The sequence below is a fragment of the Paenibacillus phytorum genome (genome assembly GCF_013141715.1).
GTDB classification, from domain to species: domain Bacteria; phylum Bacillota; class Bacilli; order Paenibacillales; family NBRC-103111; genus Paenibacillus_E; species Paenibacillus_E phytorum.
In genome coordinates this window covers 13,847-25,791 of sequence record NZ_WHOA01000263.1, presented here as the reverse complement: position 1 = coordinate 25,791, position 11,945 = coordinate 13,847, and the positions used below count along the sequence as shown (strand labels likewise).

The following is an 11,945-nucleotide window of genomic DNA, read 5'->3' as shown; positions in this document are numbered from 1 at the left end:
CCTAAGGCCAAGATAACGACAATTTTATGGATAAAAAAGTGCTTATGCTTTACGAATCTTACCAAGCTCTGTGGTAATCGCATCGATTTCGCTAATGCTGAAATTATTTTTGCTGACGACCAAATCGTACAAGTCCTTCAGGTCCTCGTATACTTCCTGCTTGACGTTCGAGGCTTTAATCGACCCACCGGTAGCCATGCGCAGCTTTCTCTTAATTTCTTCAAACATATATTCCACGTTTTCTTCCGACCAAATGTTCAAATCCATAGCTTTATGTTCTTCCTTCCTTTAAGCGCGTGTGCCACATTAAGGAGCAAGCTCCCCTTCTGTTATTCTAAAGCACTTATTGGATGTTGTAAAATGAAATCCAGGTTTTATGCAGATTCTGTATTAACAAGTGTCACAAGCGGACGCTGTTGTTCATAGGAATCTAAATCTAAGCTGACACAGATGAGGCGGATATGCTCTTCAGCCAGTTTCCGCGCATCCTCATAGGATTGTTTAAACTGAATGCAGTAGGAGATAAGGCCATGTAAGGACATGAACAAATTCCACGGAAGTGTAAACTTCCTGCTCTCGGCTCCCGGTTGATCGGCCATCACTTGACGGATGACAATAGCAAACATTTCCAAGGATTGTGCTTGCTCAGTTCGCGAATATTGCTGCAGCTCTGGCTCGTTGATCATGAACATCATTTCGTAGTGATGCGGATTGTTCAAACCAAACCAGACGAACTCCATCATCAACTTTTGAAGCAGATTCACGCTAAACCCTTGCTCACGAACAATCATTTCCCGCTGACGCTGTACTAATTCGGAGAAATCTTCCTTGATTAACGCGTAAAACAGTTCAGCTTTCTCATTAAAATGGTAATATAACGCACCATGGCTGTACCCCATTGCTTTTGCGATGCTGCGCATCGTTAAAGCGCGATAGCCGAAAGTAGCGAATAATTCCCGCGCTTCCGCAAGTATTCGTTCTCTGCTAAGCTCTTGCGCGACTGCTTTCCTAGCCATTCCTATCCCTCCGCATCCTTAGCTTCTATGAAATTAGTTGTACCTTGTACCTCGAGCCTGCCTATTCCGGCAAGCTCTTATGAACCATATATTCGTTCTCTCCTGCGATAACAACGCCTTGACCTTGTGTAAAATCTGTTGCCCAGTTGATAAATGCTTCCGCTGCCGCTGCCAAAGGATAACATGCTACAGTCACTTTATCCGTAAACTGAATGTCCCCTAGGAGCATCCCCTGACTTCTCAGCTCGTTCTCGAGTTTGCCATACCACGTATAATCCACCTCAATCAGCACTTGCTGATGATTGACTTTATAAATTGGCTGTCCTGCTTCAATACCTACCACGGCTCCATCCGTATAAGCCCGAATGAGTCCGCCCGCGCCAAGCATGATGCCGCCGAAATAACGGGTAACGACGATAACGATATTCTTAAGTCCTTGATGCTTAATCACTTCCAGAATCGGCTTTCCTGCTGTACCACTCGGTTCCCCATCATCAGACTGCTTCTGAATCTGATCCCTTTCTCCGATGACATAGGCGCTGCAGTTATGTGTTGCCGACCTGTGTTCCTTCTTGATAGCTTCAATAAATAGGGTAGCTTCTTCTTCTGACTCTACCGGTTTGGCATGACCGATGAAACGCGACTTCTTGATGATGATTTCCGACGATCCGTACGATTGGATAGTTTTGAAATGTGCTAGCATAGCCGACCTTTCTTGGTAGAAGGAAACATCTGTTTCATTATATTCTACACACATCCTTTGACTTCGACAATATAGAAAGAAAATTTACCACATAAATAATGGAAATTATCCATGGAAAAAACGACCAATCCGATAGGATTGATCGTTTTCCTGCTTGGCATTATGAATTAATTCTGCAAGCGTGCTTCAAGCTCGGCTTTTTCCTTCTCGTAACCAGGTTTGCCTAAGAGGGCAAACATGTTCTTTTTATAAGCTTCAACACCTGGTTGGTCAAAAGGATTCACACCCATCAGGTAACCGCTGATCCCGCATGCTTTTTCGAAGAAATACACCATATATCCGAAGGAGTAAGGCGTCATATCCGGCAGGGTTACGATCAGGTTCGGTACGTTACCGTCCGTGTGAGCAAGCATCGTACCTTGGAAAGCTTTCTTGTTCACGAAATCCATCGTTTTCCCACTCAAGAAGTTGAGTCCGTCCAAATCATCGGGATCTGTGCCAATCGTAATATGATCAGCCACTTGATCAACTTGAATGACCGTTTCAAATAGTATCCGGTTGCCATCTTGAACGAACTGACCCATGGAGTGCAAATCCGTCGAGAAGTCTACCGATGCTGGATAAATTCCTTTGTAATCTTTGCCTTCGCTTTCACCGAACAGCTGCTTCCACCATTCCGATACGAAATGCAGGGAAGGCTCATAGTTAACGAGAATTTCGATCGTTTTCCCTTTACGGTAAAGTGAATTTCGAACAGCAGCGTATTGATAAGCTTGATTCTCACTTAACTTCGGATTGGAGAACTCATGCTGCGCATCCGCCGCGCCTTTCATAATCGCTTCCACATCGATGCCCGCTGTCGCGATTGGCAATAAACCAACAGCTGTTAATACCGAATATCGTCCGCCTACATCATCTGGAATGACAAAGGTTTCGTAACCTTCTGCTGTTGCGAGTGTTTTGAGCGCACCCTTCTCTTGATCCGTTGTAGCATAGATACGTTTGCGCGCAGCTTCTTTACCATATTTCTTCTCTAACAACTCACGGAAAATACGGAAAGCAATCGCTGGCTCTGTTGTCGTACCGGACTTCGAGATCACGTTCACAGAGAAATCTTTGCCTTCAAGCAGTTGAAGCAAATGCGTAACATATGTAGAGCTGATGTTATTTCCTACGAAATAAATCTCAGGTGTCTTACGTTTATCTTTTGGCAAAATATTATAAAAAGAATGAGACAACATCTCCAGCGCCGCGCGTGCGCCCAAATAGGAACCGCCGATACCGATAACAACAAGCGCCTCGGAGTCGGATTGAATTTGTTTAGCGGAAGCCTGAATACGAGCAAATTCCTCACGATTATAATTCTCAGGAAGATCAACCCATCCTAAATAATCGGAACCTGCACCCGTTTTGTTATGCAGCTGTTCATGCGCTAGCTCTACTTGAGCCGCCAAATAATCAACCTCATGCTGGGATAAAAAGGATAGTGCTTTACTGTAATCAAATTGTAGTTTCTTACTCACTATGCTCGCCTCCATCTCTATTTTTTTCCTTTTCCTAGCATACTTATTTGCCTGTCCAAAAGCAAGTAAAGAAGGCATTCACAGGTTATAATTACCATGATAAAATGAATCTAGAGGTGAAGGATCATGAAACGTATCGGCTTTATTGGACTTGGCACTATGGGCAAACCCATGGCTGCTAACCTTATTCAAAAAGGTTTTATGGTAACTGTATATAATCGGACTGCTGAAAAAGCGGACGAGCTGGCCCATCTTGGTGCTGAAGTGGGTTTGACCCCTGCTGAGGTAGCTCGCAGTTCGGATGTTCTGATTACAATGCTTAGCAATGATGCTTCACTACTTGAAACATTCTACAGTGAGCAAGGCATTCTGAGTGGCATTCATCCCGCTTTGACGATTATTGATTCCAGTACTGTAGCTCCGCAAACAAGTCAAAAGCTGTCTGAGGAACTCGCAGCGCATTTCGTCGACTTCCTCGACGCGCCTGTCACTGGCAGTAAACCTGCTGCCGAAGCAGGTACGCTTACTTTCATGGTCGGCGGCAACCAAGAAGTGTTCGACGAGCATCAAGATGTGTTCCTCGCACTTGGCAGTAAAGCACTTTACCTCGGGCCGAGCGGCTCCGGTTCTTACGCGAAGCTTGCCCACAATACAATGGTGGGCATTAATTTAGCCGGCTTAGCCGAAGGCTTATCCATTGCGGTTAAAGCAGGGGTGAACCCTGCTCAATTTTTAGAGATTGTTCGCTCCGGCGGTGCGAACAGCAAGATGGTTGAGCTGAAAGGCGATAAAATTATCGATCGCGATTTCAGCAATCAATTCTCCCTGAAGCTGATGCTGAAGGATCTGCAGCTCGCACAAGAAATTACGGGCAAGTTCCAACTGCCGACGCCTATGCTGCAATCGGCTACCAACTTATTCCAAATCGGCCTAAGCAAAGGCCTCGGTGAAGAAGATTTGAGCTCCGTCATTCAGTGTTATGAAGAATGGATGGGTCAGCAGGTTGTTCGACCTAGCGAGCCTGTCGTTGCTTCAGAAAAGCCGGCATCGCCGCTTTCTGGCCGTGAACGCCGCCGGAACACGCGCGTGAAGCTGGACATCAGCCTGAAGCTCTCCATTTACCAATGGGAGCAGGAAGGTTCCTTCTCAGGCCAAAACATTGACGGCACCCTCTTCGACTTGTCCGAGAGCGGACTGCAGATCACATCTGCCGCCCCGCTTGCGCCGGACATGTTCATCGTCATCCACTTCCCGCAGGAAGCGGAGCTGCCGCCAATCACCGCTCGCGTGATTCGCATCGAGCCTGATGGCCGCAACTTCCGTTATGGCTGCATGCTGTCGGCCTTACCGCCTTACGTGCGGATCAAGCTGGAGCAGTATATTGAGGATCATATTGCGTATGCTTTTTAGGAAATAGTAATTTACATAAAATGACGCGTGAAGAACATGCCGTCTTTCCCTTTTGGGAGAGGCGGCATGCTTGATTTCTAGGGAGGTGTAGAACTTCACTACACACACCACGCTAAAACTGCACTGCACTACACTACACTACACCACACCACACTACACCACACTACACCACACCAGGCCAGGCCAGGCCAAACCACAGCTCAGCTTAAAGTTGAACATAGCGAGAAAATAAGAAATAACACTTTATAGTCGGAGGTTAATGATGGAGTTTGTAAAAGAGCATGAAAACTTTATAAGATTCCATGAGGAGCGACGGACAGGAGAGCGTTTGCGCCGGTTAAGAGAGGGGCATGGTTACGCTGAAAAACAATTTATGCAGCATATCTGGTGGCCGATCATTGGGCATTTTCGCCATCTTCATCCCGAGTATGAAGTAAGAGATTTTCAAGACAACACAAGATTCGTTGACTTTGTTTATCTCCGTCCTCCGCATCGAATTTGTTTCGAGGTCGACGGGTATGGTCCACATGCGAGAGATGTTGACCGTTCTCGCTTCGGGGACAACTTAATGCGGCAAAATCAGTTGGTTCTGGACGAGTGGAAGATCTTTCGCTTCTCCCTCGATGATATCACCGGGCATCAAAGACGCTGCCAACAAGTCATCCTGCACATCATGGGGCGATGGTATGGCAATCAGACTAAACTTATTTCACTCACACATCGAGAAAAAGAAATCGCTCGTTTAGCTGCGAGTACTCTAGACCCGCTTAAACCGCATGTAGTTGCTGAGCATCTAGGCATCCGAGTTGAACACGCAAGAAAGTGGCTTCACAGCCTGCACAGGAAAGGGATAATAAAGCCAGCCAGTGGAGAGCAGAGAATTCGCTCCTACATTCTGGATCCAAAGGGAAGAAATTTGTTTATTTAGGCTAATATAGAGGTGGTGACGGTCAAAATTGGGTGGTGCTCCAGAATAGAAGTCTTTTGGGACTTCTATTTGTGCCAATTCGAGGGTTTAAGTGAAAATAGAAGCTTCTAGAGACTTCTATTTGTTTAAAAAGCGGCACCAGATTGGAATATTGGTGCAAATAAGAGTCTTTGGAGACTTCTATTTACCTCCAGTGAAGAGAAAATGCCAAAATAAGAGTCCCTAGGGACTCTTATTTTGGTTTGAGCTGAGGTGTTATTAGCATTTTACATGTTAAGTCGGCAATTTCAAGTTTATCGCATCATTGTTGAGTATACAGCAGATCACTGCTGCCCAGATGCTTTTCGAAGCTCATCAGCCAAACGGCGAAACTCCTCTCTAGCTTCTACATCCTCTGTGCTCATCCAAGCAGCGGATAAGAAGTTAGTAATCTTTTTTGCATCATCTGAATCATCATATACCCCCTTTCCTCCTATATCTGATCAAAAAAAGTTAGCTCGCTCCCTTCAATAATCCGAATCAACTTGTCCGCGTATTGCGAATCTGTTGCATAACCCGCACGCTGCAGCTCTTGACTAGCACACCTATAGTCTCTTTCATGTATCACATTTGCGTATCTGGGATTGTGGATAAGCAGCAGCGAATGATCGCGAACGCTATCGCACCAGCTGTCGTATACTCGAAAGCCGTCCACGATTTGTATCCACTCGCCATTTATGAATTCCTGCGTAATTTGCTGCTGCCCGCTCCCTTTGATCCCAAACAAATTGTTACCTAGAGCTGAGCGACCCCAGCCACTTTCCAGAATAGCCTGAGCGATCGTGACACTAGCTACAATACCAAACTCCCGCATATCCGCTTGTGCAGCTGGAGCTAATTGATAAATAAAGCTTTCCTTGCTCATAACCCTTCCTCCTTGCCTCGCAGCACTTGAATCATCTGCTTCAAAAAGCTGGGCAACGGTAGCCCTAATCGTCCGTAATTTTCAGTAATGGAAATAAACTCATTTGCCAAGTAAAAATAAATCGCTCCCGTCATCATCAGGTCCGTATCCATCAGGATATCCATGCGATGCGCCAGCATAATCACGAGCAGCATCAGCCCTTTGCGGGCAAGACCCCAGTAACCAACTTGGCTATTAAGACCACGCTGTTCCTTCATCGAGGCGGCAATGCCCGTTACATAGTCGACGAGTATCGCCATAAGAAATAGGCTAAGAAGTTCGTTCCACTCGCCGAAGGCATTGGTCGCGAGCGCTCCGAGCGTGCCTGAAATCAAGTTAAAACCGATTTGGTTCATTCGTTTTTGCTCCTTTCAGTTCAGATTGGTCGGGGGAGGCTGCTGTCGGGATTTTTGGCTTCCTGACAATCTTTCGAACCCACTCACCATGTTATGAATGCGATATTTTCCTCCTCAATTATGAATTTATGTCGCTGTCTGAACGCCAGCGATGAGAGGTAACGTGCCTTGCGGAGCTGCAGCTGCGCCCGTTAAAGTAACGGTCAGAATCCCCGTGGACAAATCCCCTGAGCGAATCGTTGCACTTGAATTAATCACCGTTAACCACCTGCTACCAGCGCCTCCCATTGGCAATTTAGCTTGTTCAGCCAGTCCCAGCAGTAATATTTGAGCGGCCAATTGATATTCATTTGCCGACCTCGCAGCAATCTGCCCAACGAATTGTTTCGTAAGCTGGCAAGCACCTCTTGACTCCGACGCACTCTGTACGCTCAAACACTGCCATGAGACGCTAGGTCGACACGTACCGTTGAATCCACGGTATACGCGCCACTGTGAGCCTAAAGCCGCTTCCGTAAATACGGATATAGCTTTCAGCCAAGTTTCTAGCACAGGCTTTACTTGCCGAAGGATCAGGACAGATTTTATAATGCATCTGCCTTCCGCATCCTTGTCCTGTACAGCAGGCAGCGCAGTAATTTGCACCGTGTAGGTTTGCCCGTCCACCTCGATGACACCGTCATCCGGATCGAGTAGCTTGTTAATAGCGCTCCAGATGCGATCCTGCGCCCCCAACGGCGTTGTGCTTCTCACGTTCAAGCTCAGCTTGCGCCAGCTACCCGGCGCGTCTAGCTTGAACTCCGCGTTGCCGCCAACGTGGGTGAGCCAGATGGCCTCATCAGGGGCCTGCGGAAAACTGTCCACGAACATGTCGCTCCCAAGTGTTCCCACACCTTCGGACAGAAGATATAACGCTAGTTGATTTGCCATGTTAATCATTCACTTCTCACACCTCCTTTCCGCTTACCACAAATTCTTAAGTGTTGAATGTTTTGAAATTCAAAACACTTTTTTCTTTTCAAAGCGCACACTGTCTAAAAGACCTAACTACCACACTCGTTTCACTCCTTCCATTCGTCCCCTAAGCAGCCCTTTCACAGATCTGCTTAATCTGGACATTATCCCTTGCATCCTGTTCAGCATAATCACCTCCCTCACAACTCTATACAACGATCTTACCATGGTGCCAATCTAATGAACTGCCATCAAACGGCCAACTTACGGTCAAGCTCCCTTAGCCGTTTGTATGCTTCTTATATACCTTTACTTCCTACACCCATAGCCCCAAGCCCCATACCAACATTACTCCTTAAGAAAGAATCACCTCTAGTCGCAGCATGTAAGCCAGCTTAGCTATCGCCTTAGCCTTCACCCGACGATACGTGCGCTCGCTCAAATTCAGCTCATGGAACAGCAAGAAATCGAACAACTTGTCCCTTTGCAAATAACGTTTGCTGATCATTTCCTGTTCAAGTTCATCAAGCAGCAACAACGCTTGCTCTACCTCAGCACATAAACCAACCATTTGTTCCTCTGTATCCACCTGATACACAGCTTCCTGCTCCTTCACCTTGAACACCTGATTCGAGCTCGAAATCGCCCCTCTCTCTCTCCGCACATACCCGATCAATCGGTACATACGAACCGTTTCGAGCACATCTTCCACCCGCTTACGCGTTGCCCGCCGATCAACTTGTTCTTGCTCTATGTGTAAAATACGTTCCACCATTCTCCGACCATCTCCTAGAATTTGTCGTTTTGAATTTCTAAACAAATCATACGTCTTCTTGTTTAAAAATTCAACACAAAATGTTTTGAAAATCAAAACTTTCTTGCCGAACCCTCTTGTTTTTTGTATCACCAACCCTTTACAATAGAAACAGGTGATGAAGCGATGAAAGATATGGTGCAATTCGGCATTCGAATCCGGCATTTGCGTCAGCAGAACAATTTCTCCCTTAGAGAACTCGGAGAAAGATCCGGTGTCAGTTATTCATTTATTAACTCCATAGAAAATAACCGCTTCAATCCATCCAGGGAAACGGTTATCGCCTTAGCCGATGCGCTTAGAAGTGCTGATAAGGATGATCTTCTACTGCTTGCCGGGTTTGCTCCGACGGAGGAAGAGGCGCTTGATGGACCATTTGGACTGAGCGGTTCGGAAGTCGATGATCCTGAAGTCAGCTTATTTTTCAAAGATTTCAAAAATGCGCCCAAAGAGCGTCGGGACGAAATGCTCCGCTTTTGGAACTTCATCAAAGAGCAGCAGATGACCCGCAAACCAGACAGTCAGCAATAACAGTGGCTTAAGCGCCATCTTGAAATCTTATCCTTTTACAATAAAGCCAAGCCCTAGCGGGCTTTTCTTTACCTTAAATAAACGAACATACATTCCTATAACGAGGTGTTTGTCCTGTTCACACACTACCAAACCACCCCTCTGGAACAATGGGTCGAAGCTTTATATCACCAACATGATATCATAGAGCCAGCTCAGCTTAGCATGACCAATTTGGCTGCTAAACTGCATATTTGGGTTTATGCGATGGATATGAACAGCATGGCCGTCGAAAATAACGGACAATTCAGCATCAACGTAGATCGGCGATTATCTGCCAAAGAGCAGTGGGAAGACTTCCTTCACGAGCTTTGCCATGTGCTTCGCCATTCCGGCAACCAAATGATCATGCCAGATCGGTATGTCGATTGGCAGGAGCAGGACGCATCGGCCTTCCAGCTCTACGCGGCAATACCCATTTCTATGCTTAAGAAACTACCGCTGCCCGAGCAAAAGAACGAGATGATTGCCCTTCTCTCCGATGAGTTTCAAGTAACCCATCGGCTTGCTGCAGCGCGCATAGAGCAAATTCAGCGTCGTGTCCTGCAAGGCATTATCGATCATGAATACCAGCTATTTACACAAAGCCAAGCTAGTAAATACAATCCAGCTAATTGGTCCGATGCAACTCGCCTCATCATGGACAAGCTGGAACATCTGAAGCGAAAAGGGGGCGATGGCAAATGGCAAAACTAACCGTCTTTTATGACTTTCATGAAGAGCGTATACAACCATTCCTCATGGCGCTGCGTTTTCGGCCTCAAGAGCTGGATTGGAACAAAACTTCAATGTACGTGCCATTAACGGCTCCGTTTCAGCAGCTTAAGATGGAAGAAATCCCCGACCTAGAGGCTGGAATAACTGTCTTGCTGGATGACCTTGTCGTCAATCCACGACACCCCCAATGCATTGGCATCAGCCTCTCCCGAATTCAACAACGACATATGGCGCTTCCACCTGATACGCTACAAAGTATCCAGCAGCTATGGATCCGCATGAGCGACATCGAAGAAGTGCTGCAGATGGATATCCGATCATTATACTGTTGGACTTCCAAATAGAGGTTTGCTTTTTTCATTTCATAATCCAAAACGCAATCCATTATATCCATCATTTTAAGGTCATGTATCCCCTTCAAGTTCAACAGATCGATAGACATTTGTCATTTTTATGTTGAAAATTGAAGCTGGCTATGGCTTTATCAAATGTTATGATAAAAATCACAATCGTATTTCATACTATATATAAACAGGTAGAGGTGTAGATCATGTGGAAACCCGATCGTTTAAGCGGTCGAACTTTATATCAACAAATTGCTGACGATATCGAACAAAGGATCTCTTACGGCGAGTTTCCACCGGGAAGCCTGCTTCCCTCTGAAAGAAAATTAGCCGAGCAATTGGGAGTGAACCGCAGCACTGTAATCCTAGCTTATGCGGAGCTTCGTTCACTTGGAATTATAGAGAGCCGGTCCGGAAGCGGAACGCGAGTAAGTAAATATAAATGGGGAGCTACACCGAGGCATACCCCTAACTGGCATCGGTACACAGAAGGCGGGAGCTTCTTGCCTAATTTGCCATTTTTGAGGCGTATTCGGGAGGCTCTTAGGCAAAATCCAGCATTGATTGATTATGCCAGTGGAGAACTGGCGGGGGATCTGGCTCCTGTTGAAGAAATCAATCATCTCATGAGCGAAAAACATTACACCTCCTATTTGGGTTACGACAATCCACAAGGGTACAACCCGCTCAGAGAATCGCTGGTTTCGTATTTAAAACAATATCGGGGGATTCAAACAACCGATGCTTCAATTCTCATTACATCGGGTTCCCAGCAATCTCTGTATTTAATTACACAATGTTTGCTGTCTCCCGGTGATGCAGTTGCCATTGAAGATCCTTCTTATTACTACTCATTGCCAATGTTTCAATCAGCCGGTCTTCGATTGTTCCGTCTTCCAGTCGATGATAAAGGGGTCCGGCCTGAGGATATTCGTTCACTTTACAAGAAACACCGGATTAAGATGGTATTTATTAACCCAAATTATCAAAACCCAACTGGCCTTGTACTGGATGATGAACGTCGTATTGAATTGCTTGATGTTGCAAGTGAACTAGGCCTTCCCATTGTAGAGGATGATCCCTTTAGCCTGACAGCCTATGACGGGACTCCACCGATGCCGCTCAAATCCATTGATCCTATTGGCTCGGTCCTTTATATCGGCTCTTTATCCAAAATCGCGGCATCAGGGCTGCGTGTTGGGTGGATGGTCGCTCCCCATGCCGTAGTCGAGAGGCTGGCCGATGCCCGACAACAGATGGATTTCGGACTTAGTGTCGTTCCCCAGAAGGTTGCTTCGCAGTTCTTGAAGTCTCCCTATTTCCAGCCTCATTTGGAGCGTTTGAGGATGCATCTGCTCTATAAACGGGATTTGTTGATTGAGGCACTCCATAAAGAATTGCCTGACTTGGTCAGCTTTGCGATTCCTCAAGGAGGCTTGCACCTATGGTGCAAAATTATCCCTGAGGTGAATGATAACAAGCTGTTGGAAGAAGCCATCCGAAGGGGCGTTATCATGGTACCCGGCAGCGTTTACGGTTCAGACTCCGGTTATGTGCGATTTACTTTTGCAAGACCAAGTGCAGAGGAAATTGGTCCGGGAATCGCCAAATTTGCAGCCGCTCTTCGAAGCGTATTGTAATCTTCTATTTGACTGCTTAATTAAAAT

Annotated in this window: 14 protein-coding genes; 6 read left to right on the top strand and 8 right to left on the bottom strand. The window is 46.2% G+C overall.

Annotated features, from left to right (window positions below):
* Nucleotides 1–42 precede the first annotated feature (42 nt).
* The 4 genes from GC098_RS39150 to GC098_RS39135 all read right to left on the bottom strand — a co-directional run bounded on the left by GC098_RS39150 (nt 43) and on the right by GC098_RS39135 (nt 3,242).
* On the bottom strand, nt 43–267 hold the full coding sequence (locus GC098_RS39150; RefSeq protein WP_056831766.1) for a DUF1128 domain-containing protein: 225 nt from the start codon (nt 265–267) through the stop codon (nt 43–45).
* Between the two features lie 107 nt (nt 268–374).
* A complete protein-coding gene (locus GC098_RS39145; RefSeq protein WP_171649725.1) occupies nt 375–1,016 on the bottom strand; it encodes a TetR/AcrR family transcriptional regulator in 642 nt (213 codons plus the stop codon).
* Nucleotides 1,017–1,077: 61 nt separating this feature from the next.
* Complete coding sequence (locus GC098_RS39140) at nt 1,078–1,719, bottom strand: YigZ family protein (RefSeq protein ID WP_171649724.1); 642 nt, start codon at nt 1,717–1,719, stop codon at nt 1,078–1,080.
* A 167-nt stretch (nt 1,720–1,886) separates the two neighbouring features.
* Nucleotides 1,887–3,242, bottom strand: coding sequence for a glucose-6-phosphate isomerase (locus GC098_RS39135; RefSeq protein WP_057305052.1), 1,356 nt, complete (start codon nt 3,240–3,242; stop codon nt 1,887–1,889).
* A 126-nt stretch (nt 3,243–3,368) separates the two neighbouring features.
* Here GC098_RS39135 and GC098_RS39130 point away from each other — a divergent pair, with 126 nt between their 5' ends.
* Together GC098_RS39130 and GC098_RS39125 are read left to right on the top strand one after the other, a co-directional pair.
* The gene (locus GC098_RS39130; RefSeq protein WP_171649723.1) at nt 3,369–4,652 is read left to right on the top strand and encodes an NAD(P)-binding domain-containing protein; all 1,284 of its coding nucleotides are present in this window, start codon (nt 3,369–3,371) and stop codon (nt 4,650–4,652) included.
* A 262-nt stretch (nt 4,653–4,914) separates the two neighbouring features.
* The gene (locus GC098_RS39125) at nt 4,915–5,580 is read left to right on the top strand and encodes a DNA-binding response regulator (RefSeq protein ID WP_171649722.1); all 666 of its coding nucleotides are present in this window, start codon (nt 4,915–4,917) and stop codon (nt 5,578–5,580) included.
* Between the two features lie 472 nt (nt 5,581–6,052).
* Here GC098_RS39125 and GC098_RS39120 read toward each other — a convergent pair whose 3' ends face one another.
* The 4 genes from GC098_RS39120 to GC098_RS39105 form a co-directional block, all read right to left on the bottom strand.
* Nucleotides 6,053–6,484: a glycoside hydrolase family 73 protein gene (locus GC098_RS39120; RefSeq protein WP_171649721.1), complete on the bottom strand. Its 432-nt coding sequence runs from the start codon at nt 6,482–6,484 to the stop codon at nt 6,053–6,055.
* Nucleotides 6,481–6,879, bottom strand: a complete 399-nt coding sequence (locus tag GC098_RS39115; RefSeq protein ID WP_171649720.1) for a phage holin family protein — start codon at nt 6,877–6,879, stop codon at nt 6,481–6,483. The genes GC098_RS39120 and GC098_RS39115 overlap by 4 nt, the downstream gene beginning before the upstream one ends.
* Before the next feature lie 126 nt (nt 6,880–7,005).
* Nucleotides 7,006–7,818: a minor capsid protein gene (locus GC098_RS39110; RefSeq protein WP_171649719.1), complete on the bottom strand. Its 813-nt coding sequence runs from the start codon at nt 7,816–7,818 to the stop codon at nt 7,006–7,008.
* A gap of 370 nt (nt 7,819–8,188) precedes the next feature.
* The gene (locus tag GC098_RS39105) at nt 8,189–8,608 is read right to left on the bottom strand and encodes an ArpU family phage packaging/lysis transcriptional regulator (RefSeq protein ID WP_171649718.1); all 420 of its coding nucleotides are present in this window, start codon (nt 8,606–8,608) and stop codon (nt 8,189–8,191) included.
* Nucleotides 8,609–8,773: 165 nt separating this feature from the next.
* Between GC098_RS39105 and GC098_RS39100 the strand changes: the two genes are divergently transcribed.
* The 4 genes from GC098_RS39100 to pdxR all read left to right on the top strand — a co-directional run bounded on the left by GC098_RS39100 (nt 8,774) and on the right by pdxR (nt 11,918).
* Complete coding sequence (locus tag GC098_RS39100; protein ID WP_171649717.1) at nt 8,774–9,178, top strand: helix-turn-helix domain-containing protein; 405 nt, start codon at nt 8,774–8,776, stop codon at nt 9,176–9,178.
* Between the two features lie 204 nt (nt 9,179–9,382).
* Nucleotides 9,383–9,913 (top strand): ImmA/IrrE family metallo-endopeptidase, encoded by a 531-nt coding sequence (locus tag GC098_RS39095; RefSeq protein ID WP_171649716.1) that lies wholly within the window; start codon nt 9,383–9,385, stop codon nt 9,911–9,913.
* Nucleotides 9,901–10,278, top strand: coding sequence for a hypothetical protein (locus GC098_RS39090; RefSeq protein ID WP_171649715.1), 378 nt, complete (start codon nt 9,901–9,903; stop codon nt 10,276–10,278). Before GC098_RS39095 ends, GC098_RS39090 begins: the two co-directional genes overlap by 13 nt.
* A gap of 206 nt (nt 10,279–10,484) precedes the next feature.
* The gene (pdxR, locus tag GC098_RS39085) at nt 10,485–11,918 is read left to right on the top strand and encodes a MocR-like pyridoxine biosynthesis transcription factor PdxR (protein ID WP_171649714.1); all 1,434 of its coding nucleotides are present in this window, start codon (nt 10,485–10,487) and stop codon (nt 11,916–11,918) included.
* Nucleotides 11,919–11,945: the final 27 nt, after the last annotated feature.

Bases quoted from the DNA above. Each gene is read 5' to 3' on its own strand.
- GC098_RS39150 (WP_056831766.1), bottom strand. From the start codon at position 267: ATGGATTTGAACATTTGGTCGGAAGAAAACGTGGAATATATGTTTGAA.
- GC098_RS39145 (WP_171649725.1), bottom strand. From the start codon at position 1,016: ATGGCTAGGAAAGCAGTCGCGCAAGAGCTTAGCAGAGAACGAATACTT.
- GC098_RS39140 (WP_171649724.1), bottom strand. From the start codon at position 1,719: ATGCTAGCACATTTCAAAACTATCCAATCGTACGGATCGTCGGAAATC.
- GC098_RS39130 (WP_171649723.1), top strand. From the start codon at position 3,369: ATGAAACGTATCGGCTTTATTGGACTTGGCACTATGGGCAAACCCATG.
- GC098_RS39125 (WP_171649722.1), top strand. From the start codon at position 4,915: ATGGAGTTTGTAAAAGAGCATGAAAACTTTATAAGATTCCATGAGGAG.
- GC098_RS39120 (WP_171649721.1), bottom strand. From the start codon at position 6,484: ATGAGCAAGGAAAGCTTTATTTATCAATTAGCTCCAGCTGCACAAGCG.
- GC098_RS39115 (WP_171649720.1), bottom strand. From the start codon at position 6,879: ATGAACCAAATCGGTTTTAACTTGATTTCAGGCACGCTCGGAGCGCTC.
- GC098_RS39110 (WP_171649719.1), bottom strand. From the start codon at position 7,818: ATGATTAACATGGCAAATCAACTAGCGTTATATCTTCTGTCCGAAGGT.
- GC098_RS39105 (WP_171649718.1), bottom strand. From the start codon at position 8,608: ATGGTGGAACGTATTTTACACATAGAGCAAGAACAAGTTGATCGGCGG.
- GC098_RS39100 (WP_171649717.1), top strand. From the start codon at position 8,774: ATGAAAGATATGGTGCAATTCGGCATTCGAATCCGGCATTTGCGTCAG.
- GC098_RS39095 (WP_171649716.1), top strand. From the start codon at position 9,383: ATGACCAATTTGGCTGCTAAACTGCATATTTGGGTTTATGCGATGGAT.
- GC098_RS39090 (WP_171649715.1), top strand. From the start codon at position 9,901: ATGGCAAAACTAACCGTCTTTTATGACTTTCATGAAGAGCGTATACAA.
- pdxR (WP_171649714.1), top strand. From the start codon at position 10,485: ATGTGGAAACCCGATCGTTTAAGCGGTCGAACTTTATATCAACAAATT.